This is a genomic window from Lacrimispora sp. (genome assembly GCF_031982545.1).
Lineage (GTDB): Bacteria > Bacillota > Clostridia > Lachnospirales > Lachnospiraceae > Lacrimispora.
This window is the reverse complement of record NZ_DALYXB010000012.1, coordinates 37,304-62,891: the sequence shown is the minus strand read 5'-3', so window position 1 is coordinate 62,891 and position 25,588 is coordinate 37,304. Positions and strand designations below refer to the sequence as shown.

Here is a 25,588-nt window from a genome sequence, read left to right as displayed (position 1 = left end):
CTCCTGCTGCCGGTCTTTCATCAATCACTCAACGGATCCAGGATATCTCTCAGACTATCCCCCAGCAAATTAAATACAGCAACAACAATAAATACAGCCAGACCTGGAAAAAACATCATCCAGGGGGCGGTCTGTAAATAAGCGCGTCCCTCACTCAGCATCATTCCCCATTCAGGAATGGGTGGCTGTGCTCCAAATCCAAGAAAGGAAAGTGCAGCTATTTCAAGCATCATCGTGCCCATATCTGTAGCAGCCGTAACAATCAAAATAGGCATAGTCATTTTACATATATAGTTTCTAAGGATATAACCAGTCTTGGATCCAGTCAGTACAGCTGCTGACATATAATCCTTATGCTTTATTCTAAGTACAAGGCTCCGGGCGAGACGCGCATACTTTGTCCAGCTGACAGCTACAATTGCAATGATGGCATTCAAAAGACTGGGGCCGAGAATTCCAGCTATTGCGATTGCCAGTACAAGTCCGGGAAATGAAATCATCATATCAGATATTCTCATAATAACGGAATCGGTGACTCCGCCGAAATAGCCTGCAAAAATGCCAAGTACCGAGCCAGCAAACAATGTAATCACCACTAAGAGCAGTGCCGAAGTCAGAGACGTTCGTGTTCCATATATAACTCGGGAAAACAGGTCTCGTCCCAATTTATCTGTTCCGAACCAGTGCTTTGCATCCGGCGGTTGTTCTGCGTTTGCTATCACCGCTTCATACGGATTATGGGTAGCTATAAAAGGAGCAAAAACAGCTGTCCCAATAACAACAAGAGCTAAGATACAAAAGACTGTAAACTGTTTATGATTTTTGCAAAATGCAAGTATCTTCTGTATGTCTCTCACCTCACTTTCGTCCTGGGGTCCAGTTTCTCATAGGCAATATCAACAATCAGATTGATCACCATATAGATCAGGGCAACCCATAGAACATATCCCTGAATCAGCGGATAATCTCTGGCAGCTACTGCAGATACAGCCAGATTGCCTAACCCCGGGTAAGAAAAGATGACTTCCACAACCGCGGTTCCTCCAAGAAGCGATCCAAAGGATAAGCCCAGCAATGTGACTAACGGAAGTAGTACATTAGGAAGGACATGCCCAAAGAGAACCGTACTCTCCTTTAACCCTCTGGTCCGTGCACCTACAACATAATCCTGATGTAATTCTTCCAATACAGCAGCACGTATCTGCCTGGTATATTTTGCTGTCATGGGAAAAGCGAGAGTGACAGCTGGTAAAATCATTTTCTTAAACCCAGTGTCAGAGGATATAACAGGAAGAAGCTTAAACTTCAGTGCAACAATGTAAATCAGCATCACGCCAAGCCAGAAGCTTGGCAATGAAACTCCCACAAATGAGAAGACTCGTATGATATAGTCAGCTGCCTTATTGTGTTTTACTGCTGAAAGAACACCAAATGGAACGGATACTGCAAGCATGAGAATCATTGAAAACAGTGTAAGTTTTAATGTGGGCCACAGTCTTTGCAACAGTACAGACACAACCGGTTTATTCAGTGAATAGGAAGTACCCAGATCTCCGTGCAGACTACTGAATAACCAGTTGAAATACCGTACCGGGAAAGGGTTGTTTAAACCCATTTTCTCCCGCATAGCCTCCATCACTTCTTCACTGGGAACACTTCCGTTTGCGGCATACATTGCCTTTACAGGATCACCGGGCGCAAGATAAGTAAGGCCGAATGTCAAGAACCCAATTCCAAACAATACGATGATAATCTGCAAGATACGACTGGCTATGGTTTTCTTTGTCACCTTAATACAATCCCTTCATCAACATTTTGTGGCACAAATCTCAAATAAGGGAGACTCACCGTAGAGATCCTTTTCCCATTCTTCATACACGTTTTCCCCAATATTATCCTGTATCTGTACACTCATGCCCATATTCTCAAGTGCCTGTTTATCCCATACCGGACGCAGTGTACTTGTCAGTGGAGAGGCTGCAAAGAATTCCATATTTTCAATCGCTACAACCTCTTTCTGCCCATATTTGTGTAAGTAACGTTCTTCTCTTTCTCTGACACGCTTAAGTTTTTCTTCATCAAAGAAATGAAGATGCCAGTTGGCGTCATAAATTAAGAGCCTTCCGTTCCTCTTTAAGATCCGCTTCCATTCATTGTAGACTTGTTTGGGATATTCCAATGTCCAAGTCACATTTCTTGTAACAATCACATCAAATTCTTCGTCCTTAAACTCCAGCTGATTGAGATCCATTTTCTTAAAATCTGCTGACACTCCCAGTTTTTTTGCATTATCTTTGGCGCAAGCAATCATTCCGTCCGAATAGTCAATCCCTGTCACATGTTGTCCTTCCTCTGAAAGAATACACGCAAAAAAGCCGGGTCCTGTGCCGGCATCCAATATTTTTAATCCTTTTCTTCCATTCAGATGTTTTCCAATCTGTCTTTTCCATGCATCTTTTCGAAAGGATGCCAGTTCTGAAACTATGTAACGGTTATATTCCTCCCCATCTCCCCATGGTTTCTGTCGTTCATCTCTGTTCATTGATTCTGCCCCCAGTTCTGTCTGTACATTTTTCTTTCCTGTAAAACTACACAAATATACCATTTTCACATAATTGCAATTATACTTTATTGTGAAATTACCTACAAGCCAGGGGAGGGGATATTTTTCTGCCCCATTTTATTATCTGTTACTTCTGAAAACAGAAAAACCCCGAGTCTTTTCACTCAAGGTTTTCTCAAAATCAGCTTATTTGTGTTCCTTCCACATACATTCCGTGATATTCATCTGTGTAAACACTGCTTTAAAGGAGGAGTCTTCCGGGCTGCATGCATAGATGCCAAAAGATATCTCTCCTGCACCTTCCCACATATGGCAGATTCGCATCTGCTTAAAGTTGACTCCGTCCAGACTGCATTCGATGCAATAATCTGACTCCCGCCTGCTTAACCGATACCACAATTCTTTTATAGAAGCATCAATATCTGTCGTTGCCCAATCTGAGTATCCATGGTTTGTGACAACACTTCCAAGCCGCTGAAATTCTTCATTTTCATATTCAACAGATGCCTTCAGCCAGTTCTCACTGTCCAGATACATGACTACGCCACACTGATCAAAGCGGTGGCCGCTTGCAAACTCTGTTTTTACAACAAAGGAAAAATACGTTTCTTTCGTCTTCAGCTGAAGAACCGGAGCATTGTCATTCTGAAATCCATAATACGTGCGCTGCCATAAATCAGTTCCAGGCTCCGTTATCATTTCAATTCTGTCATCTGAAATCTCACAGGTTTTCAGTTCTCTGATCCAGTAAAGATTACCATCCGTAAATTTTCCCTTAATTTTTGCTTTTTCCCCCACGGAAGATTCCCCCTTACTTATAAAATATTGAAAATAACCGTTTTTTCTTTCATGGATATCTTTCCTACCTGATATCCATATTCAGCCAGTTCTTTCTTATATGTTAAAAAAGAGTGGTCTAAAGGTATTCCTGCGATCTCGCCGATCTCATCAAACGTCAGTTTGAAGGACGGACTGCCATTTTTCTGGACGTATTCCCATAATGCATTGTATTTACTCATTTTGTATCACCTCTTTTGAGTTGGATTTTTTCTTTACTGATTCAGATACTTTTCACGGTAATTCACTTTGTTGAATTCAAACAGATTCATAATATTATCTACTCCAAACTGTTCTTTCGTTTTATCCTGCTTACCATATAAAATTGCCACTCGGTTGGGCTTGCCAGACATTGATGGATCCGCATCTTCCCCACTTGCAATTAAGTGCCATTGACCATCTGCATACTGATAAACAAACTTCGTGTAAAGCAGTGATCGGCTGGTTCCATAAATATCTGCAACGGTAAATGTATAGACCGCATTAAAGTTCAGAGCATTGCCATCAAGTCTGGCTCCATCTACTTCATACAGTTCAAAATTATCCGTTAACAAGAAATATTCAAAGATAGCCTGTCTGTTATTTGATATGTCTGTTGCGATCTGAGGGCTTAGTTCACAGAGCGCATCCAAGTCAATTCGCTGCTGAATATCCATATATTCCGCTGCTAAAATCATTGCCAGCTTCTGAGTCTCGTCAATATTGAATCTTTCCAATTTTTTAAACTCATTTTCATACCTCTGGATCGAATCTGTAACAGATACCGTTGTACTTGTCTGTGATGCCTGCGTTATGGTCTGATGCCCGAAGGCTGTCGCAAAAATAACTAGTAAAGCAATTAATATCATTTTTCCCTTTCTCATCCTTTTCCCCCTGATATAAAAAAACTTTGTACGAAAAAGCAGTTTATATATACATTATTAACACTGCCTTCTATTTTATTATATCGGTAAATAACGAAATAAAATAACCTGTTATTGCAGACAGGTGCCTAGATACGGAAAGGATAAAATCACATTAATTAACCCCACTCCATACCAATGTACCCTTTTCTTTCAGACCATCGAATTCTTCATCCGTTAAATCATCAAGCTTATGCAGATTTCTAACCGGCAAATAATAAATCTCTATCATCTGCGGTTTGTAATCTGTACTTTCGTAACCGTCACCATATATATCTGAGCCGGTGCTACTGCCGCTTTCACTATAAGCTGCAAGGTCGTAGTCAAAGAACAGGCTGGTCCACAGCGTTTTCGCATAACAGTAATAAACAACCCTCACTTTCTCCCCGTTCCGATTAACATCTCTGCCTGATGAATTTTCAGTAATTTGGGAAATCCCTCGATATACTCTCTCAACCACATTAATCACATCTCCGGAATCTTTTTGCCCGGTGGCTCCAGCATCGGAAGGTTTTAATTTTTTCCACATAGTTCTGCCATCTTTATTGGTTACTACCACGGAAGGACATAATTCTACAAACATACGGTTAGAATCAAAAGGAAGTGGCAATTCATAGTACTTTGCAAAAATAATTAAGCCACATAATAAAATTGTGCAAGTCAAAAGAGCAACCATAATATTCTTATGTAATATTTTTGCTTTTAACTTTTTAAGAAAATCAATATCTTTATCTTCTGTCGGTATTTCCTTGAATATAACTACGGACATTTCTTCATAAAGAGTACGGCATTCCCTGCAATTATCAAGGTGTTTTCTTATCTCTGCATCTGTTTCTTCACTTGTCAAGCCGTCAATATAATTAGATAACAGATCTTTAACAATGGAACATTTCATGTAAGTCTCTCCATTTCCTTCATTATTTTTTGCTTAGCTCGATAGTACATGGTACGCGCCCAGTTTTCATTTTTACCTAAAATTTCACCGATCTCAGCAAAAGTAAATTCGCCAGTTAAACGCATATGTACCAACTCCCGCATTGGCTCCGGCAATGAATGAATCGCCTTATATAAGGTTGTTTTCTCCATCCGAAGTAATGTGGTTCTTTCCGGTGATTCATACCCCGGCATATCGTCGGTAAGTTCAATCTGCTTGAAACGGGAGCGCTTCTCCAACCATTGATACCAAATGTGCTTAGCTATTTGACAGAGCCACACCGACACCTTACAGCTTCCATCGTATTTGCTCATTGTCCGCATAGCACGAAAAAATGTCTCTTGCGTCAGTTCTTCTGCCAGATCTTCATTATGCGTCAGACTAAGCAGATATCTGTATACATCTTTTGCATGTTGCGTGTAGGCTCTCTCAATATCATTCAAGGCTGCTGCCTCCAGTCTTTTGTTCTTACCCTTATATCCTGAAAAATAGAGTTTCGTTACAGAAAAATTAAAAATATTTATTCTCACTGCCATTATAATATCATGAAAATGTCTGTCAATCCAGTTAATAGGGCACCTGCAGTGACTTTATAAGAACTGCTTTATCCGTAAAATATGGCTCAAAACCACTCCGTAATGAATATTTTCATTCTTTTATCAAACAATAATAAAAATAAAAGGAGGCGTTACAATGGCCGTAGCTCATAAAAGTGCAATTAGTGTAGGAATGCTCTATATCCCCGTTGGATTATATAAAACCACAAAAGATATTTCTGTTAGTTTTAATCAGCTTTGTAAAGATACTCATGAGCGGGTAAAATACAAAAAGATCTGCCCCTCCTGTAATAAGGAAGTGGAGCCTGACGGAATCATTAAAGGTTATGAATATGAAAAGGGTAAATATGTTACATTTACCGAGGATGAACTGGAGAAAATCAAGACCAAGAAAGATAAAACAATCCATATTGAGCATTTTGCAAAATTAACTGACGTGGATCAAATTTATTATGAGAAGAATTATTATGTTGTTCCTGAGCCGGGAGCTGAAAAAGCCTGCGAATTATTGCGTCAGGCAATGCTTTCACAAAAAAAAGTTGGTATTGCAAAAACAGTAATCGGATCGACTGAGAATTTAATGGTTTTGTACCCGACCAAAGATGGAATCATTGCAAAAACTCTTTTCTATCAGGCAGAAATTCAGGCTGTGCCAGTTGCAACAGCCAAGGCGGAAGTTAATAAGGCAGAAATAGATATGGCGAAAACTTTAATTGATTCCATGACTTCAACATTCGATCCAGGTCTTTATCATGACGAATACCAGGAAAGACTGCGCCAGGCGATTGAAACAAAAATAGCAGGCAAAGAGATTGTAAACGCAGATACGGAAAGTCAGAATAATATCATTGACCTGATGGAAGCCATGAAGAGAACAGTTGAAATGGCAAAAGGTACAAAAGGGTTAGCCTGATGGATCTATTTGACAGTAAGAATGTAAGTCCCATGCTGATATCTGAGATGAAAGACCCATTTGACTCACCAGATCATATCTACGAGATAAAATGGGACGGTATCCGATGCTTGTCATTTTTAAGCGATAAAACTGATATGCGAAATAAAAGAAATAAATTAATGATACCTCTCTTTCCGGAATTGGAAGATTTATATAAACAGGTAAAAGTCAAGTGCATCCTGGACCATGAATTACTAGTCCTTAGAAACGGAATACCCGATTTCTACGAAGTCCAGAAAAGGGCTTTAATGAGTAATCAGTTTAAGATCAAATTAGCTGCCAGTAAATATCCTGCCAGTATTATCGCCTATGATATCTTATATTACAAAGATAAAGACATCACCATGCTCCCACTTATGGAACGCAAGAAATATTTAGATGATGTGATTATTGAGAATAATCTGATCTCTGTATCCCGATACGTCGAGAATAACGGAATTATGCTATTTAACCTTGTAAAAGAAAAAGGGTTAGAAGGAATTGTTGCAAAAAGAAAAGACAGCCTGTACTGGCAGGGGAATCGATCGAAAGATTGGATTAAGTGTAAAATAATGGCTTCTGATGATTGTGTTATCTGCGGTTATATACCAAAGGAAAATAACATGACCAGCCTTATACTGGGGCAATACGACGATGATTTACTCGTATACAAGGGACATGTTACTCTGGGAGTAAGTCTCAGGATATTAAATGAGCACAAGTATCAGATTATTGACTATTCTCCTTTTGGATATGTGCCTAAAGGTAATGAAGATGCTGTCTGGCTGGCGCCAGAGCTGGTATGTATTGTTGAGTCTATGCCAACCGAAAAAGAAAGCTTCCGCCAGCCAGTATTTAAAGGTATCAGAGATGATAAATTAGCAATGGAATGCAGGATATAAGCGTACACCCAGGCTTCTTATATCCTGTTTACATATAAATTTACTCAAAGTATTGTTCCCAATCACCCATTTCACCTAATTTCTTTCCGATTGAAAAATAATTATAAGGTGCATAGATTGCAGGTTTCAATTCGGTTAAATCAATTTTTTTCAGATCCATGGTTTCATATTTTTTATCAATTTGAATATTTTTTATTTCAGCCAGAAATAGATGGGCACCATCAAGCTCAATTATTTTGGATACTTCACATTCATATGCCCAGTGACACTCCTCTACCATAGGAACTTCCAGGCATTTACCCCATTCATAGCTGTAAGATACTTTATTTTTCACCTCTTCCTCACCTTGCGTATTACCAAAGTAATCTGCAAGCCAAAGATTATCCTCAGTAATCATATTAGCAGAGAACTTTTTATCCCGAAGTATGTTTGACTTGGTAAGCTTGCTTCCGCCTATGGTCATCATTAAATGTGGTGTCTTATCAAATGAAAATCCTATCCATGTGATAATACAAAAATTTGGAGTGCCATTTTCGTTTTTTGTTCCAATGATATACATTGGCTGTGGACTAAACACCCAATCCGGATTAATATTAACCTTCTCCATATAGTTAGATACCCCCTTCTAAATACTGCCCCTAAAGCTCCATATCCTTTAACAGACCCTCAAACCATTGAATATTTCCCAGGTGATGAGAACGTGAATTTTCCAGCATCTTTCTAAAATATACTCCCAAGGCTTGTTATAACCAGCTTCGCTAAAACGTTAAGGGGCTTGACTTGTTATCCCCAAAGCGCATTGGCATCGGTAGCACTTCGGTTCAGACGGGAAAAATCTGTCTTAACAAAGGATATGGTTGAAAGAAGCAGGAACACCAACCCAATGACCAGAATAACTCCAAACGTCATAATCGGAGTAATTGCAAACCCATTTATTTCAACCACCAATCCTTCTTTAATCAGTTCGGAAACAGGAAGATTCCCTTTTTCCAAGACGATCATTCTAAAAAATGCTGTGGCATAAGTCATTGGATTAAGGTAAGCTACAAACTTTAAAGAGCCTGGCAGCATGGACAATGGAACATAGGCACCGGACAGAAACGTGAGGGGCATCGTTACTGCTGTTTTTACGATCTGGAATGTCTGACCGTTGCGTACCTTCGTGGCTAAAAATAACCCAACGCCAGAGAATACGATGCCGATAAAAACCATGGATACGAGCACCAGCAGAGGAGTTTTCCAGCTGGTAAACTTTATACCGATAAATAAACCAATTACCAGGATCAGGATACCCTGCAAGGTGGCTACCGTTGCTGCGGACAGTAATTGTCCCATTGCAACATAAACTCTCTTTGCCGGGGACACCAAAACTTCTTTCATAAAACCACTGACCATATCATCAACCGTTGAAGACGCAAGGTTTAGCGCACTTTCAAACACAGTGGTGATAATAACACCTGAAAGCATGTAAGCGATGGGATTTTCAATGAAATCATTTTTAAATATTGCACCAAATACATATACAAAGAAAAAAGGAAATATGAGCGAAAATACGAGCCCGGTTTTATTTCGTACAAATGCTTTTAGCCCTCTTTTCCATAAGGCGAATACTGTATTCATATTATCCCTCCTCCCTGATCTTTTTTCCTGTTATTTCTAAAAACACATCATTAAAGGTTCCTTTTTTAATTTCAATATTGGTAATGTGCTCCCTATGAACGCTTAACACCTCCAGCAGGCGGTCCAGATACTCTGCTTCCACCTTATAATAACCATCTTTTTTTGAATAGTTTAACTGATGCTCCGTTAGCAGGCGTTCAAACCCTTCTTCATCATTTGTATTGATATAAGCTTTATCCTTCGTATACTTTTTCTTCAATGCGTAAGGGGTATCATGTGCTACAATTACCCCGCCATCCATTATCGCTATCTTACTGCAGATCTCGGCTTCTTCCATGTAGTGGGTGGTTAGAAAGATTGTAATATTCCTTTCTTTTTGAAGCTTCATAATATATTCCCATATATGTGCCCTGGTCTGGGGATCCAGCCCTGTTGTTGGCTCATCAAGGAATAAAACCTTTGGATAATGCACCAGGCCTCTGGCAATCTCAACACGCCGTTTCATTCCTCCTGATAAAGCGGAAACCATTTTCTTTCTTTCATTTGTTAAATCCACCAGGTTTAAAACAAACTTAATTCGTTCTTCTACTTCCTTGTTTGGAATGTTATAAAATACACAGTGCATTTTTAAATTCTCTTCAATGGTCATTTTCCCATCAAGAGTGGAATCCTGAAATACAACTCCAATGGAAGACCGTACCTCGCTTTTTTGCCTGCTCACATCTTTTCCATCGATCAATAACGTACCGGAAGTTTTTTCAAAAATGGTACATAACGTATTAATGGTAGTGCTTTTTCCAGCGCCGTTTGGTCCCAGAAATGCAAATACACTGCCTTCTTCCACATCAAAAGATATATCGTTTACTGCGACAAAGTCACCGTATTTTTTTGTGAAGTTTTTAACCTGAATGATTGGATTCATAGTTTTATCTCCTTATTGCTGATTGTAGTAAAGTATAATTTGATATAACTTATTATGACGAAGCAAACACAGCATTATCATCAACGAAAAGCCCCTATTTTATGCGGTGTACCAGTGTCACTAAAAAAATTAAAGCTGCAATTACTATGAAATGCAGCAAGAATACTGCTATATTATCATAATAAAATATCATTTACAACAGAGAAAGTGTACCATGCAATTCCCCTGGTATCTTGTTGACCAATCAAAAAAACGATACCCTGCCATTGATAATTCGAACAAATGGCAAAATACCGCTTTCCATTAAATCTATAAATATAGTTTATAGCCCATTGCTTCCAGAAGCTCTTCATTTCCCGTGGAGGCAAGAATCATATTTTTCGCCTCTCTATTCCATTCCTGATCCATCTCTGAAACATTCAGACTTACCAATAATCTTCCCTTTCTTCCATCTCTCACAAAAGTCAACACTCGTTCATCGGTTTCTTTCCATAATACTTCATAGGAAGTGTCTTCCTCTATATATTCTTTTCTTATCTCTATGATCTTCTGCACAAATTCATATAGTTGTGGATTTTGGCTCCATACCATGGGATTCCTGTATTCATTTTCCTTCATTCCGCAAATTGCCTGTTCATCGCCATAAAATAAACTGGGGACTCCCGGGAACAGCATAAGAAGGATACAAGCTAATTTCCATTTTCGCAGTTCGCCCCTGCAAAGAGATAAAAATCTGGGTACATCATGGCTATCCAGAAGATTCAGCTGCCCGTTTACAAGATTGGTAGGGTAACGGAGCCTCATCTGTTCCAGCTGTTTGGCGGCTGTTAACGCATTTTTATTATCACCGATGATGTAATCACGGCAAATTCGTCTGAATTCGTAATTCATGGTTGACTCAAAGATATCTCCCCGAAGCCAGCTTTCTGCATTCTCCCACACTTCACCAATGAGGATTGCTTCCTTATTTTCTTTTTTTACTGCCTCTCTGAATTTCCTCCAAAAATTCCGGTCTATCTCATTTGCTACATCTAGCCGCCAGCCATCTATTTGATACTCACGAATCCAAAAAGTACCTACATTGGCAAAATACTTTTGCACCTCTTCATTTGAAGTGTTTAGTTTGGGCATCTTAGGCTCATAAGCAAAGCAGGCATAACCAGGTTTTTCTTTTTCCGGCTGCGGCCGGCGAACCGGGAACTTTAAGTCATAAAACCAATCAATATATTTTGACGTTTCTCCCTTTTCCATTACATCTTCAAATGCAAAAAATTCCCAGCTGCAATGATTAAATACGCCATCTATAATGATCTTCATCTCTCGTTTGTGAATTTCTTCCACTAAGTGTTTAAATTCCTCATTGGTTCCAAAACACGGATCAATGTGATAATAATCAATGGTATCATACTTGTGGTATTCTCCTGCTGCAAATATGGGATTGAAATAAATGCAGTTAACGCCAAGTGCCTGAATATAATTCAGATTTTTTATAACTTCTTTCAGTGTTCCTCCTAATCTTGATCTGCAGACCTTTCCATTTTCTAATACCACTTCCTTTGGCTGTGTGAGCGAACCAGATTCCTCACCGACAAAGCTATCGGGAAATATATTATAAACGACTGCCTTCTTAAACCATGCTGGTACATCTGGTATTTCATTTCTTAATATGTAGGGGTACTGATAATACTCGCTTCTTTCTTCCATAATGTTACGTTCAAAATAAAGAATTGCAAGTTCATTTGAAAAGCGTTCTGAGTAATAATAGGTCCACTCTCCTTCATTTTGCAGCTTAAAATAATAGCATACACGGGTATATGGTGTTTCAAACGTTGCTTCATAATAGTCAAAAAGTTCATCCCTTGCTTTTATTTCCATCTGAATTTCTTCAAAAACAACGGGCGTAGCAGGACAAGCCCGATCACCATAGTATAAGGTACACGCTGAAACATTGTCCTTTTGTGTTCGTATTCTTATGGTCAATCTATGTTCCGAATCGGCAAATGCATAATTTGATAATGGAATATGCAAAACAGCCTCACGATTTATTTTCATGTTGTTTTTCATTATCCTTTCACTCCTCCTGTAGTCAGTCCTGATACCATATATTTTTGTATGGAAAAAAACAGGATCAAAATAGGTACTGAAACTAAAATTGCGGCTGCTGAAAATAAGGACCAGCTTCTGCTGTAATCATTGGCCTGAAGCTGATAAAGCCCGCCTGCAAGGTTATAGTTCTCCTCTTTCATTAAAAATGTAGTTGCAAACAGATACTCATTCCATACAAAAATCAATACCATGACAGCAGTCACAATAATGGAAGGTCTGGCAAGAGGTAATATGATCTTCCATATGATCTGTCCCGAACTTCCGCCATCAATTCTTGCAGATTCTTCTATTTCGATGGGAATGGTATCGAAGTAACCTTTCATATTCCAGATACTGAATATACACATGCTTCCTGCATAAATCAGGATTAAACCGATGTAATTATTTAATAGGTTCATGTTTTTAAACAATCTAAATATAGCAAACATCGATAAGATTTGTGGAAACGCATTCAAAATTAGCAATAGCTTTAACATCTCATTTCTCCCCCGAAACCGGAAGCGGGAAAATGCATACGACGCTGTCACCGAAGTCCCCATTGCAAGTATCATGGTCCCAAGACTAAGAACAACTGAATTCTTAAGCCATATAAGAAATGGCTCCTCCAACAGGATGGCTTTATAATTTTTCAAGGTAGGACTCTTGGGAAATAAGAATCCGTTTCCAAATGCAGAACTATCACTGCTTACGGAAAGCAAAAATGCATATAAAATAGGAATTAAAGTAATAAAACATAACAATACAAAAAATACATTTAAGATACTTAAACGGGCCATGCGTCTTGCTGTTTTTATTCTCATACGTGTTCCTCCCGAATGCCTCGATTGACAAATAAAGAAAAAAGAATAATAAATCCAAATATCACAATGGATACAGCGGAAGAAAGCCCATAATTATTTGATACAAAGGCATTTTGGTGCGCATATGTAATAACAGTCTGAAGAGTTGCTCCTGTAAGAGAGCCCTTTTGCATTGTTAATAAATAGATAATATCAAACTGCTTAAAGGTGGTAAATGTCGTCATAATAATGGAAGGAGCTAATATGGGCTTAATGGATGGTATTGTTATATATAAATTTTGAGCCCACCACCCGCCTCCATCTAATCTTGCACTTTCATAATAGCTGATATCCACACTCTGCAACGCCCCATCCATCATCATAATGAGAAATGGCAGTGCCATCCACAAGTTTAATACCATACAGGAGATAAAAGCCGGTATGTTTTCAGATAAAAAGTCCATGCTGGAAAACCCCAGCGCAGAACGTATTTTATTTAACAAACCGTACTGCGGATTAAAAATACCTACTCTCCATAATAAAATAGATATGTAAGCCGGCATCGCCCAAGGAAACATCAGGAGTGTCTTGTATAGTCTCGCCAGTTTTAGCCCTTTTGCATTTAATCCCAGCGCAATCAAATAAGCAGCCAAAATCTGTATGACCATATTTAAAACGGTCCAAATGATTGTAGTTAATAATGCAGACATAAAACCTGAATTCAGTTTGGTTAATGCACGTCTATAATTATCTAAGGCTATAAATTCATAGTCCGTCCAATGATACAGATTCATATTTGTAAACGAAATATATATGGTATATATAATCGGAAATACTACAATTAATCCGATTAATATAATTGAGGGAAAACTATATTCCCATGGAAGAATTTTGTTTTTCTTGTTCATAAATTACCTACTCCTATATCCCCAATCTGCAGCAATCTCTCCTATAATAGGACAGGTAAGGTGTCTGTACATACACTTTTATTGCATATCTGCGATTGCAGTCTCTGCCTGTTTTTGATATTCATCCGCAACGTTGTTTAAATCTTTGCCTGATTTATTGACTGCCGCAAGAAGTGATTCTGTAGGTCCCCACATTACGCTCATTTGGGGAATGTTTGGCATTGGCTGGGCAATATCAGCAGTCTTTCTCATAGCAGCTATCATTTCATCCTTTGACACCGTTGGATTTTCATAGGCTTTTTGATTGGCAGGAGCGCATCTGGAGTTTTCTGCCAGATCAATTCCAAGCTGGGGATCAGCAATTTCTTTCAGCACTTTTTCCAGCGCATCTTTTTTCGTTTCCGCTGCATGCTTCATAACACCAATTCCCTGCACACCTGAATATGGCACCAGTGCATTACCGTTTGGCAGTTTGAAATCACATAAGGATATTATTCCATAATTGATTTTAGCTTCTTTCACACCTGATATCAGCCATGGTCCACCAATAATTGCGGCGGCTTTTCCGTCTTTAAACAGGGCATTCACCGTATTATAGTCCCCGTCCGCTTCTAATTTGGCAAATTTTTTATTATACTCAATTGCCTCCATGGTCTTTTCATCATTTAGTCCTGGCTTCGCCTGTTCATTGATAATGAATCCGCCAAATCCGTTTATCAAGGGAGCTACATTATAAGCAGTTGAATGCTGGTTCACTAAAGCATAAGTTCCTGCAGTGGCATCTGTATGATTTTTCATGTAGGAATAAAGTTCTTCCGTGGTGGAAGGCACTTCTCCCTCCCACAAATCCTTATTATAAATGAAAAGCAGTGTTTCAAAGTAGACAGGCATCAGGTATTGAGCATCCTTATAATTCCCTGCTTTCAGCGTCATGGGAAGCATATCCGCATAAATGTTTTTATCAATCACATCCGTGATTGGTGCCAAAGCTCCCATTTCCACAAACATTCCAAGAGAATCATGGGCATACATATAAAGATCCGGTCCATTCACCTCATCGCTTCCATATAGCTTTATCTGATCTGTTAATCCGCTCTTTTGCTCGAATTTTACAGTGATTCCATCACCACTTAAAGCCTCATTTAGATGATCTTCCATCAACTGTATCATTGCCTTATCTCCATCATGCCAGATACGGATGGTACTCAATGCTTCCTTATTCCCCTGCTTTGTTGCAACGCTGTCCGTATTTTTACTGCATCCTGTAAACATTGCAGCAGTCATTGCAATACACAAAACCAATGCCATCTTCTTCACTTCTCATGTCCTCCATTCAAAATTTAGAAACTATGTTACAAATGACTTACCAGTCTATATTCACTGTCCCTGCCCCCGATGCTGGCACCGTATAGCCGCGATTATCTCCACTTTGCCAAATGACATTGCCTGCCGCATTCTTCTTAATTGCTTTAAACTCAATTTTCTGGCCTGCCGGAATATATACGGTCAAATTCCACTCCGGATAGTTGGGACAGGCCGCAGGCCCTGCTGCTTTGCCTGGATCCCAGTTACCGAGTTCAGCACAGTTCCCTGAAATATAAACACTCTGTCCCCAGTCCGTAGACGCACTGCGAATGTGAATGGTCACCGGAATGGCATCACCTGTATTTTCATCAACCACATATATTTTAGAAGTATCTCCGGTAAGGGTTATTGTCACTTTCTTATCTTGGGATACGGTTATTTTATCACTGGGATTCATTACATTTACTAACGTAGTCCCTGCCTTTATGGAACTTTCGGCACGTATTGACATCGTTTCAGTGTCCGTCCCTTTGGAATTATGAAATGCACAAATTAATTCCTGTCCCGCATTTTTTCCGCTGTCCATTCTTCTTGAAAACGCATAGGTATGCATGGAAGTCCACATCTCACGTTGTGTTCCAAAGCTTAAAGCTTCATATTTTTCCCGAAGATCATTTAAAGTCCGGATAAGCTTATAGGTATTAGTGGATGTATTAAAATAATCTTTTATTACATTTCCGTTTTGATCCTTCGTTACCATGGACCAACGATTCCAGGTATCTGCAATCCCATTGATCCCCTGACCATTGGCATTTCCTCTGTTTTGCTCTGTTCCCTGGAAAACCACCGGGGTTCCCCTTGCTGTAAATATAAATGTTAGCGCATTATGGAGTTTATCAACATCGCCCCCAGCTTCTGTCAGAAAACGATTTCTGTCGTGATTGTCAATAAATGTAACCATATCATTCAGATGAGTGCCATAAAGATAATCCTGTGCCAAAATGGATTGAAGAGATATTTCCGATGTGTTGTTAAAATTCTTACCATATGCAAAATCATTTACAATAGCCTGAAACAGGGGAAAATCAAGCATACCTGTTTCAGCGTTATCTCCGACCCAATCCTTTATAAATTCCACATGCATATCAAAGTTCTCGCCAAAGGTTGCAACTCCCAAATATTTCTGCAATTCATGAATATCAGATGGTTTCATACATTTTGCCGCATCCACTCTGGCCCCATCTGCCCCTGTATAGGTAAACCAGTTTTTTATAGAGTCGAACATTGCACCCTTGGCATCTTTATTATCAAAGTCAATATCATCCAGACCACCCAGATCATGATCTTCAAGCATCTGTGTGCTTGTTGATGTATGAGGATGCTCTATGTTAAAGTTGATATCTCCTTTATTGTGATACCATGAGACATTATTAAATGGCGCCGCAGGCTGCAACTGAGTGCCCTCTTTTAATCCTGTACCATTGGTATAATGAGCATTGCTTCCGATTCCTTGCAGATAATCTCCCATATGATTGGGAACTACATCAAAAATGACCTTAATTCCATTTTCATGACAAACATCTACCAATTCCTTTAGCTTATCCTTGCTGGCCTGAGGATCTCTTGAACCGAAATAGCGATTGGCTCGATTGGGATCAAATACATTATAGCCATGATAGGCAGTTGGCCACTGTTTGCCACTGGAATCCGGTATTCCCCATAGCTGTGGGTCAGACACCGGTGAAATCCAGATTGCGGTATATCCCATTTCCTTAATGTAAGAAATCTTATCTATGATTCCCTGCCAGTCACCGCCGTGCATATAACGATAATCTTCTTCTGTGTTCTCTGCATATCGAAAAGCTTCTCCAGTAGCATTATTGGTATTATCCCCATCATAAAAACGATCAACCATAATCTGATAAATAGACTCTCCCCGAAGACTTTCAGCTGCATTTACCTCCATTGGAGGTAACAGTGGCATTGTCATAATGAAACAAAGTACAAAGCTTACAATACGTTTTAACAACTTTTCCACTACCCTTTCCCCTTCCTTCTCCATTCTTGATATGTTGTTTACTATTTATAAAATACCGGTATTTATAAGCAAATTATAACAATACCACTCCTAATAACAAAGTTTTTTTATACATATTGCTTGATTTTTTTAGGTAAACGATATACTATTCTAATGGAGTTTAAGAAGGGGGTGTCCAATGGCTGTAACAATAAAAGATGTTGCCAGGGAAGCCGGAGTATCCACGGCTACAGTATCTAAAATACTGAACAACAAGCCTTATATTTCAGAGAGTACGACTCAGCGTGTCATGGAAGTAATGAAACGTCTCAATTATCATCCCAATGCACAAGCCAGTAATTTCAAATGCAAACGTACTGGCAACATTATCTTTCTTGCTGTTACGGAAATACATACTGCCTTTCATAATCCTCACATGTTTGAAATTCTATGCGGTGCGCAAAATGTAATCCGACACAAAAACTATAATCTGTCTTTCCTGGGCGTATCTGACAAACAAGATGCTTTTGATTCAGCAAATAAAATCGTTGGTTGTAACACGGCTGATGGTATTTTGGTCCATGGTTCTGCCACTTCAAGGGCATTGGTTGACTTTTTATCTAAAAACAACTTTCCACACATTATTATCGGGAGGCCCCCATTTGCCAGTCCCTCTTCCTGGATCGATACCAACAATCGTGTTTCTGGACAAATGGCAATGGAATATTTGGAGAAATGCGGTTATTCTCAGATCGCTTTTATCGGAGGACCTAAAAGCGATGAAATATCCAGGCACCGCCTGCAAGGTTTTGTATCGTATATGAATATTAATGGACTGACCATACAAGATGATTTTATAAAATACGGTACCTATACAAAAGAAAGTGGATTTTTAATGATGGAAGAACTCCTAAGTCAGCCCACTCTCCCCGATGCCGTTATCTGCGAAAATAATCAGATTGCAATGGGGGCCGTTGGGGCAATAGAAAAACATCAATTATCCATACCAAAGGATATGGGACTTATTACATTTGACGATTATCCTCTCTCACAGCTCATTGATCCTCCTCTGACTGTGATTGATATAGATGTCCATGAAATGGGGAAACAGGCGGCCTCTATCTTATTGAGGAAGATTAAGAATCCGGGGCTTCAAGTTCAATCCTTTGTAACTCTTCCTAATCTGATTGTTCGATCATCAACGAGAAATCAAAAACAGGTGCCATAATTCCTCTTTAGCTGAAATATATCTCAGTATAAAACAAATGCATCTTGAATGGGCTTTTAAAAGCTTTCTCAAGATGCATTTGTTTTTATACTTCCATTATGTTCATTATAATTCCATGTCATTAAATAATTCTTGAATGACTGTGAATATAAAACTCCTCCTGACATGGTTGGAATTTCTTTTCCATTTTTTCAAAATTCGTATCAAACTGCTCCGCCGCTATTTTATCTACCTCATAGGCTTCGCTTTCGACATAGCGCCACTTTCTCTTGTCCAGACACCCCTCCGTTAACTCCTTTACCATCATGGCTGCCGGATAAATACCTTCTCTAACGCAAATATCAAATTTTTTACAGCTTTTAAATCCACGGGATACGTAGTTATCCGGATTTCCAAAAATTACGATCACATCGTAGGACATTTCTTTTGCCTTTGCAAATGAGTATTCAAGCAGGACTTTTCCATATCCATTTCTTTGGAACTCAGGATGAATACTTAAGGGGCCGAAGGTCAGTATCTGCTTTTCACGGTTTTCTTCATCTATCAGCTTTGCCTTGGTATACATGATATTTCCGATAATGCGATTGTCTTTTTCAAGGACAAGATCCAGTTCAGGTATGAAATCTGGATGATTTCTCATGACATGTACCATATAATGTTCACTGCAGCCCGGAACATTTAAATTCCAAAAGGCCTTTCTGGTTAAATCCTCTACATTCCAATAATCCTTTGCCTGTTCATTTCTAATGGTATAGTTCTCTATGTTGTTCATTTTATCCTCCTCCAAAAACTATTTTTTAATCTTCAATCCTTATTCGATACCAGTTTTCTTTGATTTTTACATCGGTTCTTTTATCATAATCATATTCCAGCAATAAATTGGTTTCAATATTTTCGTTCTCTGAATAAACGATAAATTCAGATGCACCGAAACGGATTGCATATTGAAGAAAAGCCACATCCTCATGTCCTTTTTTTCCGCCTGCAGAATAAGCAATATCGTCCTTATTATCTCCTCTGTGGATTTTATCAACTACTTTTTGATACCTGCCAATCTGCAAATCTGTTTTATAACTTGCCAGCGAAGGTGATATGTATGGATCTATCAGCCAGCTGCCCGCGACGAGCAGGAATGATAAGAAAACAGATCCCAGACCGTTTATTAAATATGGTTTTCGCAACCGGTTTATAATCACCTGCACGATAATCATTATAAGCAGAACGGGAACAATTATAATAGATGTAAGCAGGGTCAGAGTAGCCAGTATTGCAGCAAGCGTACTGACTGCTGCTAAAATAAGTGATATGCTATGTATGGTCGCAAAGCATACCAAGAAGATTCCCGGTATAGAATATACTTTCTCTTTTTGTATCGGTTTTCTCAGAAAATCACTTTTTTGATCCATTTGTTATCTATATTCCTTATCTTAATTTAGAAGGTACTCTTCTAAATTCTTTTGGAAAGAGGATAATAAAGAGCCTTGAGAGACTAAACCCTCAAGGCTTCCCCTTACCCAATTAGTTAATAAAACTATTTCGTATATTCAATTTTCGTGTCTGCAATATAATAAACAGAAACAGATGTTTCCCGCATAGGACCTTCCGCAGGACTATGGTAAAACATTACCGGCTGCACAATAGATTTCATACCATTCCTCACGGGTAAGATAAATATCCGCTGCCTTCATACAATCTTTTAGCCTGTCAGCATTCATCGTTCCTGTCACAGGCTGCATATGTGCCGGATGCCGAAGTATCCATGCTAATGCAATTGTGGTATTTGACACTTCATAATTTGCTGCTATTTTATCAATCGCTGCATTCAGTTTTGTGAATTTATCATTATTTAGAAAAACTCCTTCAAAAAATCCATATTGAAATGGAGACCATGGCTGTACCGTAATATCATGGAAACGGCAAAAATCAAGTACACTTCCATCACGGCTAATAGCGGTGTCATCTGCCATGTTGACATGTAGCCCTGCGGATATCATAGTGGCATTGGTGATACTAAGCTGTAATTGGTTTGCTATAATCGGTTGGTTTAAAAATTTTTCAAGCAGCTGTATCTGCATAGGATTCTGATTTGATACGCCAAAATTACGTACTTTTCCACTGCTGTAAAGATTATCAAATGCCTCAGCAACCTCCTCTGGCTCAACCAAAGCATCGGGGCGATGCAAAAGAAGTACATCCAGATAATCGGTTTTCAGCCGTTTCAGACTGCCGTCTACCGCCTCTAAGATATGTTCCTTTGAAAAATCAAACATCCCTTTTCGTATGCCACATTTGGATTGCAGGATTATCTTTTCTCTGACAGTACTGTTCATGTGTATGGCATCTGCAAATATTTCTTCACATGTTCCGCTGCCATAAATATCTGCGTGATCGAAGAAATTCACTCCGCCCTCCAGAGCAGTCTGAACAAGACGTTCTGCATCGGTTGTACTCAGCTCATTAATACGCATACAGCCAACTGCAATAGTTGGCACCTGTAAATCAGATTTACCCAATTTTATATATCTCATGATAGTTTACCTCCTCATTAATCCTGTCTAAATTCACTAGTATCCTTATTTACCCATGTCAAATATAATTTATTATAAACCTTTAAGCTAACATTAAGTCAATACTTTATAATTATAAATTGTGAATGACTGTTAATAATATTCCAAGGTACACAACCACAACGTACCGATCAGGATTGGCTGGATCTGCTTCATGAATGCCGCATTAGTGGATTAAGTGATAAATATTGGTTTTTCACCTTTCATGCAACGAAAAAACCAGGTAAGAAATCCGCTTCCCAGTGGCGGATTTTCTTCCCGGCTGGCATAATACTTATTTGTCAAATCGATATGTCTTCATCGCCTATTTTTCTTTATCCTCATATTTATTGTCACGATTCCAATAAAAATAATAGTTACGAAAAGCATCGGCTAAACACACAATGATAATTACTCCCAGTAAAATCAAGCCTTCTATTGAAGAAAATAACTGTCTTACACTATTTTTTCCATTTATAACGATAATAAATAACGCAACAAGAATTCCCGGCAAGTAAATATGAAGAATCCGTAACCATTTTTTTCTACCATGTTTGTATTCTTCTTTCGTTTCTGCCAAATCTTTTCTTGTACATCTAACGATTGCTACCGGAAGCCCTCCTCCTCTTGCGTAATTTCTTTCAGCACTATACTCTATCCCATCGAGCGTGAATTCTGGATACATCCCCTTCTTTGTGATTTCAATCTCCATATCTCGCTCCATTGCATATTTGTAAAGTACATTTTCAAAATCATAGCTATTTATTATCGCATCATCTGGAGTAAAAGTAATGACTCTCTCATGTTCATAATCAATAACTTCCATGTAATCCTTAATCCATGAAGTGAAAAAATGCTCTTTTACCATACTTTGTAGATATTCTTCTACATTTAATTCATCTATAGTAATCTGCTTTTTCTTTAATGCCTTGCAAAACTCAATCGCATTTTTATCATCACTTATTCTTTTTTCTAATATATGCTGTTGTTTGTCTAAGGAATTGGACAAGTTCTCCTTCTCACGCAAAACTAGTTTAATTTGTTCTAATGGCATATCAAGCATGCGGAGCATCTTAATTACTTTTAGTATTCTGACGTCATTCTCTGAATATTCTCGATATCCATTATCAGGATTACGTTTTGTTGAAAACAACTCTGCTTTTTCATAAAATCTGATATTTTGTGCCGATACTCCTGTCCTTTTCTCCGCTTCTTTAATATTCATAGATATACCTCCTTTTATGAGGTGATTGTAAACCCTATACAAACTATAAAGTCAATAGAAATATATAAAAAGTTAACCTATCATCTTAAAAAACTTAAGTACTGGCTATTTTATGTTTTCTGCATACTTTAATCGTAACGTTTGATCGTACCAGACTGGTACAACCTCCTTAAAATTATTATAATTTTCAAAAGCAATTTCACACCGTTTCTTCATACCCTCTATTTCCGCACTACCATATTTTTCGGCCCACTTGACAGAATACAGCGATGCATGTGCAACATAAACAGCAAGAGTTTCCCAAAAGTCAATTGGAATCGTATCATGAAAATACTCATCAATCTGGCCAACGCAATATGGAATACTCTCTTCTATCCCAAAGCTTTCTAACTTATAAAACTCTTCATACGGATCTCCGACTTCCCAACGATTAAAATCAATAACTCCTATATTTTCATTTTGAACATAAATCAGATTTCCCGGATGATAATCTCCATGTAAATATACGGGTGGTTTTCTCCACATTTTATTAATATTTTGTTTCACAAACCGTATTGCATCTTCATCATTTGGAACTCTTACCTTGGAATTCTCATATTTCTCAAGCTGTAATAATTTCTTTTCTACTTTTGTTTTTTTAGGTAAATCTTCTTTATCAACATGTATGCTATGAATTTCTTTAAGAATTTTCCCCGCCTGTCTTCCCAAAAGATATTGCTGTTGCTCTGACAATTTTCCCAACTCGTCCTCTAAATCTCTTCCTTCCACCCAAGATAAAACCATGTAAACACTATTTCCATTATTACAGATTCCAAAGGAAAGTGGTTCCGACATTGTGAATCCCGATGTTGTAAATTTACGAATTATGTCGTACTCTTTTTTCTTTATATCAAATTCACTTACATTTGAGATTCGTAATAATAAATGCTTTCCTAAATCCGTTGTTACAAGATACTTTTTATCCGTCGAATATCCCTTTTCAATTAACACAATTTCTTTCCATGATTTGTAATCCGGAATATCCATATATAAATTAGTATTCATAATCTACCACCTCCTTAAATAAAATCTTTGTTCTGGATATTCATTTTCGAAAAAGCATAATTCTCCCTCCTCAAACCCTGCTTTCTTATAAAAAGCTCGTGGAGCAGTTCCCTTTTCATCTTCTTCTCGAAATGTTTCCACAACAATCGGTCTGTTTTTGTCCATTCTGTCAAGCATAACCTTAACCATCTTCGAAGCAATATGTTTTCTTCGAAACTCTGGATGTACCGCCATACAACAAAGCATGTTATGCTTTATTGAAAATAGAAGAATACCTACAACCATATTCCCAAACAACGCACATATGGCTGTTCCCCTATCTATATTTTTCTTTACAGTATTCTTATATTCAATCACTTTTTCCTCTGTTTCTAATCCAGGGAAATTCCATTTTACAGTTTCAACCATACTCATCCATGATGAAAGATTTTCATCGTTCGCATATGTAATCTTAATTGCTGAATCTTCATTACGAAAAGTATGGTACCAACTATCCAATTCAAAAAGTTTATCTAAGAACCAATATGGTATAAAAGTTCCTTCTTGCTGCATTTTTAGTACTTCCTCTTTATCAGCCCATCTAACAGCATGTACCTCTTCCTTCTGTAATTTAATATGCGAAAGATTAACATCATTTTTTACTATATAATAATCATCAAACCCATTTTGAAATGTTGTCGTGAACTGTGGAAGCACATCTGACAGATCCATTTTCAATCCCAATTCTTCTGCTAACTCTCTCTCAGCTGCTTGACTACTGCTCTCTCCAGCAATTGCAGAACCTCCTACCGATAAATCCCACATATTTGGCCATCCACTTTTAAATAGCTGTCGCTGTTGAATTAACAACTGATTTTTATTATTAATAATACATACATGAACCACAAGATGGTATTCATCGTCAGACAGTTTTTCACCTCTTTTCTGCAATTTTCCAGTCTTTAATCGTTCTTTTGTATATATATCCCATAATTCCGCTTTTTCATTTTTATCACTCATTTGATTCCCTCCAATCCTTAATTTAATATGCATATCATCGTTTGCCAGCATAATAATTTTACTATAATTTCAAAAAATGTATAGACTTGTATTTAAAAATATAGTATACTGTAAAATGAAGTGTGCCTAAAATTGACATTTTAGGCACACTTCATTTATGTGATCATAATGTAAATCTGTAAATACTGCAAATCGTATCACATTTTGTGTACTCATAAAATAATTATATCACGATTCTTAAAACAATTCAGTAGATTCTTCCATATATCCATTTCATTTTACAGGCTTATTTACATAGCTATTTATGAAGAATGCAACATACTTATTTCACAGGGAACGATATTAAATAAATATGAACGAAAATCGTAACTCTTAATAATTTTCAATATATTGCCAAAAAAAAATTATAATGCATAATTTCCTTTTTTTATAGAACAATAATAAAAAAAGGAGGCATTACTATGGCAGTAACTCATAAAATTGCTCTGCGGTCTTAATGGGGTGGCTCCAATCCGCTTACCGGTTTTTTTAATATATTTGTTCATATAAGAAATCCAGGCAGCCTTTAAATAGGTTGTTTGTTTTATATTTAGAAAATAAATTATGTTAGGAGATTATTATGGGAATTATTGGTTGGATTATCATTGGTGCTATTGCTGGTTGGCTCGCAAGCATGGTTACTGGGAACGATAAAAAGATGGGTGCAATCGGAAATATTGTAGTGGGCATTATTGGTGGCCTTATCGGAGGATTCATTATGAGTTTACTAGGCGGGACGGGCATTTCCGGCTTTAATCTTTGGAGTCTTTTGGTTGCCTTTATAGGCTCATTAATTGTTTTGTGGATATTTAATAAAATCAACAAATAAAATAAAGAGTGGAGGCGTAATTTATGAATGATTCAATTAAAAGTAAAACGGATAAAGTTGTAGGAACTATCAAAGAAAATATTGGAAAAGCTATGGATTCTGAGCAGATGGAACTGAGTGGTAAATTGCAAAATCTTGCAGGCGAAACCAGAGGGAAGGTTGAAGAGACTATGGGGAAATCCGTACAAATCAGTGAGAATATCAAAGAATCAATTGCTGATAAGGCAAATGATTTAATTGATTCAGTGAGGAGAAAAAATAAATAAGTACTTGTTGATCAACACTCTACAAGTATTCAGTTATAATTTTGCAAAAAAACCTTGATAATTTATTTGTTTGGTGTTAGGATAAAACAAATATTTAAATGCAATGAAAAGAAATAGTACATGTGA

The 25,588-nt window shown here is 37.9% G+C and carries 27 protein-coding genes and 1 other annotated feature (1 of these 28 only partly in view); of the genes, 5 read left to right on the top strand and 22 right to left on the bottom strand.

Features of this window, described 5'->3' with window-relative positions; genetic code table 11:
- Positions 1 to 20 precede the first annotated feature (20 nt).
- The 8 genes from nikC to ABS301_RS19435 form a co-directional block, all read right to left on the bottom strand.
- Complete coding sequence (nikC, locus tag ABS301_RS19470) at positions 21 to 857, bottom strand: nickel transporter permease (RefSeq protein ID WP_349673790.1); 837 nt, start codon at positions 855 to 857, stop codon at positions 21 to 23.
- The gene (nikB, locus tag ABS301_RS19465) at positions 854 to 1,789 is read right to left on the bottom strand and encodes a nickel ABC transporter permease (protein ID WP_349673789.1); all 936 of its coding nucleotides are present in this window, start codon (positions 1,787 to 1,789) and stop codon (positions 854 to 856) included. The genes nikC and nikB overlap by 4 nt, the downstream gene beginning before the upstream one ends.
- 18 nt (positions 1,790 to 1,807) lie before the next feature.
- Complete coding sequence (locus ABS301_RS19460; protein WP_349673788.1) at positions 1,808 to 2,542, bottom strand: class I SAM-dependent methyltransferase; 735 nt, start codon at positions 2,540 to 2,542, stop codon at positions 1,808 to 1,810.
- Positions 2,543 to 2,749: 207 nt separating this feature from the next.
- A complete protein-coding gene (locus tag ABS301_RS19455) occupies positions 2,750 to 3,307 on the bottom strand; it encodes a DUF1349 domain-containing protein (protein WP_502877987.1) in 558 nt (185 codons plus the stop codon).
- A gap of 71 nt (positions 3,308 to 3,378) precedes the next feature.
- A complete protein-coding gene (locus ABS301_RS19450; protein ID WP_104436035.1) occupies positions 3,379 to 3,582 on the bottom strand; it encodes a hypothetical protein in 204 nt (67 codons plus the stop codon).
- 33 nt (positions 3,583 to 3,615) lie between these two features.
- Entirely contained in the window at positions 3,616 to 4,263 is a 648-nt protein-coding gene (locus tag ABS301_RS19445; RefSeq protein ID WP_349673787.1) for a hypothetical protein, read from the bottom strand.
- A gap of 154 nt (positions 4,264 to 4,417) precedes the next feature.
- The gene (locus tag ABS301_RS19440) at positions 4,418 to 5,197 is read right to left on the bottom strand and encodes a zf-HC2 domain-containing protein (RefSeq protein WP_349673786.1); all 780 of its coding nucleotides are present in this window, start codon (positions 5,195 to 5,197) and stop codon (positions 4,418 to 4,420) included.
- Entirely contained in the window at positions 5,194 to 5,772 is a 579-nt protein-coding gene (locus tag ABS301_RS19435) for an RNA polymerase sigma factor (RefSeq protein WP_349673785.1), read from the bottom strand. The genes ABS301_RS19440 and ABS301_RS19435 overlap by 4 nt, the downstream gene beginning before the upstream one ends.
- 157 nt (positions 5,773 to 5,929) lie before the next feature.
- Between ABS301_RS19435 and ku the strand changes: the two genes are divergently transcribed.
- Both ku and ABS301_RS19425 read left to right on the top strand, forming a co-directional pair.
- Entirely contained in the window at positions 5,930 to 6,706 is a 777-nt protein-coding gene (gene ku, locus ABS301_RS19430; protein WP_104436027.1) for a non-homologous end joining protein Ku, read from the top strand.
- Positions 6,706 to 7,629 carry an ATP-dependent DNA ligase gene (locus ABS301_RS19425; protein WP_349673784.1) on the top strand — a complete coding sequence of 308 codons (924 nt, stop codon included), beginning with the start codon at positions 6,706 to 6,708 and terminating at the stop codon, positions 7,627 to 7,629. The genes ku and ABS301_RS19425 overlap by 1 nt, the downstream gene beginning before the upstream one ends.
- Positions 7,630 to 7,669: 40 nt before the next feature.
- Here the strand turns inward: ABS301_RS19425 and ABS301_RS19420 are convergent, their stop codons facing one another.
- From ABS301_RS19420 to ABS301_RS19385, 8 genes are all read right to left on the bottom strand, one after another.
- On the bottom strand, positions 7,670 to 8,236 hold the full coding sequence (locus ABS301_RS19420) for a flavin reductase family protein (RefSeq protein WP_349673783.1): 567 nt from the start codon (positions 8,234 to 8,236) through the stop codon (positions 7,670 to 7,672).
- Positions 8,237 to 8,412: 176 nt separating this feature from the next.
- On the bottom strand, positions 8,413 to 9,249 hold the full coding sequence (locus ABS301_RS19415; protein WP_349673782.1) for an ABC transporter permease: 837 nt from the start codon (positions 9,247 to 9,249) through the stop codon (positions 8,413 to 8,415).
- A gap of 1 nt (position 9,250) precedes the next feature.
- Positions 9,251 to 10,171, bottom strand: coding sequence for an ABC transporter ATP-binding protein (locus ABS301_RS19410; RefSeq protein ID WP_349673781.1), 921 nt, complete (start codon positions 10,169 to 10,171; stop codon positions 9,251 to 9,253).
- 309 nt (positions 10,172 to 10,480) lie between these two features.
- A complete protein-coding gene (locus ABS301_RS19405) occupies positions 10,481 to 12,235 on the bottom strand; it encodes a glycoside hydrolase family 13 protein (RefSeq protein ID WP_349673780.1) in 1,755 nt (584 codons plus the stop codon).
- A complete protein-coding gene (locus ABS301_RS19400) occupies positions 12,235 to 13,077 on the bottom strand; it encodes a sugar ABC transporter permease (RefSeq protein ID WP_349673779.1) in 843 nt (280 codons plus the stop codon). The genes ABS301_RS19405 and ABS301_RS19400 overlap by 1 nt, the downstream gene beginning before the upstream one ends.
- Positions 13,074 to 13,964, bottom strand: coding sequence for a carbohydrate ABC transporter permease (locus ABS301_RS19395; protein WP_349673778.1), 891 nt, complete (start codon positions 13,962 to 13,964; stop codon positions 13,074 to 13,076). The genes ABS301_RS19400 and ABS301_RS19395 overlap by 4 nt, the downstream gene beginning before the upstream one ends.
- Before the next feature lie 78 nt (positions 13,965 to 14,042).
- Positions 14,043 to 15,272, bottom strand: a complete 1,230-nt coding sequence (locus ABS301_RS19390; RefSeq protein ID WP_349673856.1) for an extracellular solute-binding protein — start codon at positions 15,270 to 15,272, stop codon at positions 14,043 to 14,045.
- A 55-nt stretch (positions 15,273 to 15,327) separates the two neighbouring features.
- Positions 15,328 to 17,307 (bottom strand): alpha-amylase family glycosyl hydrolase, encoded by a 1,980-nt coding sequence (locus tag ABS301_RS19385; RefSeq protein WP_349673777.1) that lies wholly within the window; start codon positions 17,305 to 17,307, stop codon positions 15,328 to 15,330.
- 178 nt (positions 17,308 to 17,485) lie between these two features.
- On the opposite strand from ABS301_RS19385, the gene ABS301_RS19380 reads away from it, so the two are divergent.
- Entirely contained in the window at positions 17,486 to 18,514 is a 1,029-nt protein-coding gene (locus tag ABS301_RS19380; protein WP_349673776.1) for a LacI family DNA-binding transcriptional regulator, read from the top strand.
- A gap of 121 nt (positions 18,515 to 18,635) precedes the next feature.
- On the opposite strand, the gene ABS301_RS19375 is transcribed toward ABS301_RS19380, so the two are convergent.
- The 6 genes from ABS301_RS19375 to ABS301_RS19350 all read right to left on the bottom strand — a co-directional run bounded on the left by ABS301_RS19375 (position 18,636) and on the right by ABS301_RS19350 (position 24,328).
- Positions 18,636 to 19,286 carry a GNAT family N-acetyltransferase gene (locus ABS301_RS19375; protein WP_349673775.1) on the bottom strand — a complete coding sequence of 217 codons (651 nt, stop codon included), beginning with the start codon at positions 19,284 to 19,286 and terminating at the stop codon, positions 18,636 to 18,638.
- 25 nt (positions 19,287 to 19,311) lie between these two features.
- A complete protein-coding gene (locus ABS301_RS19370; RefSeq protein WP_349673774.1) occupies positions 19,312 to 19,920 on the bottom strand; it encodes a hypothetical protein in 609 nt (202 codons plus the stop codon).
- Positions 19,921 to 20,124: 204 nt separating this feature from the next.
- Positions 20,125 to 21,042 carry an aldo/keto reductase gene (locus ABS301_RS19365; protein WP_349673773.1) on the bottom strand — a complete coding sequence of 306 codons (918 nt, stop codon included), beginning with the start codon at positions 21,040 to 21,042 and terminating at the stop codon, positions 20,125 to 20,127.
- Between the two features lie 343 nt (positions 21,043 to 21,385).
- Positions 21,386 to 22,285, bottom strand: a complete 900-nt coding sequence (locus ABS301_RS19360; RefSeq protein WP_349673772.1) for a MerR family transcriptional regulator — start codon at positions 22,283 to 22,285, stop codon at positions 21,386 to 21,388.
- Between the two features lie 105 nt (positions 22,286 to 22,390).
- A complete protein-coding gene (locus tag ABS301_RS19355) occupies positions 22,391 to 23,329 on the bottom strand; it encodes an aminoglycoside phosphotransferase family protein (RefSeq protein WP_349673771.1) in 939 nt (312 codons plus the stop codon).
- 3 nt (positions 23,330 to 23,332) lie between these two features.
- Positions 23,333 to 24,328, bottom strand: coding sequence for a GNAT family N-acetyltransferase (locus ABS301_RS19350; RefSeq protein ID WP_349673770.1), 996 nt, complete (start codon positions 24,326 to 24,328; stop codon positions 23,333 to 23,335).
- Between the two features lie 619 nt (positions 24,329 to 24,947).
- Here ABS301_RS19350 and ABS301_RS19345 point away from each other — a divergent pair.
- Positions 24,948 to 25,196 (top strand): GlsB/YeaQ/YmgE family stress response membrane protein, encoded by a 249-nt coding sequence (locus tag ABS301_RS19345; protein WP_349673769.1) that lies wholly within the window; start codon positions 24,948 to 24,950, stop codon positions 25,194 to 25,196.
- 23 nt (positions 25,197 to 25,219) lie between these two features.
- Positions 25,220 to 25,462, top strand: coding sequence for a CsbD family protein (locus ABS301_RS19340; protein WP_349673768.1), 243 nt, complete (start codon positions 25,220 to 25,222; stop codon positions 25,460 to 25,462).
- A gap of 94 nt (positions 25,463 to 25,556) precedes the next feature.
- Positions 25,557 to 25,588: a binding site (T-box leader), on the top strand (it continues 210 nt past the right edge of the window).

Bases quoted from the DNA above. Each gene is read 5' to 3' on its own strand.
- ABS301_RS19365 (WP_349673773.1), bottom strand. From the start codon at position 21,042: ATGAGATATATAAAATTGGGTAAATCTGATTTACAGGTGCCAACTATT.
- ABS301_RS19355 (WP_349673771.1), bottom strand. From the start codon at position 23,329: ATGAATACTAATTTATATATGGATATTCCGGATTACAAATCATGGAAA.
- ABS301_RS19350 (WP_349673770.1), bottom strand. From the start codon at position 24,328: ATGAGTGATAAAAATGAAAAAGCGGAATTATGGGATATATATACAAAA.
- ABS301_RS19370 (WP_349673774.1), bottom strand. From the start codon at position 19,920: ATGGATCAAAAAAGTGATTTTCTGAGAAAACCGATACAAAAAGAGAAA.
- ABS301_RS19390 (WP_349673856.1), bottom strand. From the start codon at position 15,272: ATGGCATTGGTTTTGTGTATTGCAATGACTGCTGCAATGTTTACAGGA.
- ABS301_RS19380 (WP_349673776.1), top strand. From the start codon at position 17,486: ATGGCTGTAACAATAAAAGATGTTGCCAGGGAAGCCGGAGTATCCACG.
- ABS301_RS19340 (WP_349673768.1), top strand. From the start codon at position 25,220: ATGAATGATTCAATTAAAAGTAAAACGGATAAAGTTGTAGGAACTATC.
- ABS301_RS19400 (WP_349673779.1), bottom strand. From the start codon at position 13,077: ATGAGAATAAAAACAGCAAGACGCATGGCCCGTTTAAGTATCTTAAAT.
- ABS301_RS19375 (WP_349673775.1), bottom strand. From the start codon at position 19,286: ATGAACAACATAGAGAACTATACCATTAGAAATGAACAGGCAAAGGAT.
- ABS301_RS19395 (WP_349673778.1), bottom strand. From the start codon at position 13,964: ATGAACAAGAAAAACAAAATTCTTCCATGGGAATATAGTTTTCCCTCA.
- ABS301_RS19445 (WP_349673787.1), bottom strand. From the start codon at position 4,263: ATGAGAAAGGGAAAAATGATATTAATTGCTTTACTAGTTATTTTTGCG.
- ABS301_RS19440 (WP_349673786.1), bottom strand. From the start codon at position 5,197: ATGAAATGTTCCATTGTTAAAGATCTGTTATCTAATTATATTGACGGC.
- ABS301_RS19405 (WP_349673780.1), bottom strand. From the start codon at position 12,235: ATGAAAAACAACATGAAAATAAATCGTGAGGCTGTTTTGCATATTCCA.
- ABS301_RS19420 (WP_349673783.1), bottom strand. From the start codon at position 8,236: ATGGAGAAGGTTAATATTAATCCGGATTGGGTGTTTAGTCCACAGCCA.
- ku (WP_104436027.1), top strand. From the start codon at position 5,930: ATGGCCGTAGCTCATAAAAGTGCAATTAGTGTAGGAATGCTCTATATC.
- ABS301_RS19415 (WP_349673782.1), bottom strand. From the start codon at position 9,249: ATGAATACAGTATTCGCCTTATGGAAAAGAGGGCTAAAAGCATTTGTA.
- ABS301_RS19450 (WP_104436035.1), bottom strand. From the start codon at position 3,582: ATGAGTAAATACAATGCATTATGGGAATACGTCCAGAAAAATGGCAGT.
- ABS301_RS19460 (WP_349673788.1), bottom strand. From the start codon at position 2,542: ATGAACAGAGATGAACGACAGAAACCATGGGGAGATGGGGAGGAATAT.
- ABS301_RS19345 (WP_349673769.1), top strand. From the start codon at position 24,948: ATGGGAATTATTGGTTGGATTATCATTGGTGCTATTGCTGGTTGGCTC.
- ABS301_RS19360 (WP_349673772.1), bottom strand. From the start codon at position 22,285: ATGAATATTAAAGAAGCGGAGAAAAGGACAGGAGTATCGGCACAAAAT.
- ABS301_RS19410 (WP_349673781.1), bottom strand. From the start codon at position 10,171: ATGAATCCAATCATTCAGGTTAAAAACTTCACAAAAAAATACGGTGAC.
- ABS301_RS19425 (WP_349673784.1), top strand. From the start codon at position 6,706: ATGGATCTATTTGACAGTAAGAATGTAAGTCCCATGCTGATATCTGAG.
- ABS301_RS19435 (WP_349673785.1), bottom strand. From the start codon at position 5,772: ATGGCAGTGAGAATAAATATTTTTAATTTTTCTGTAACGAAACTCTAT.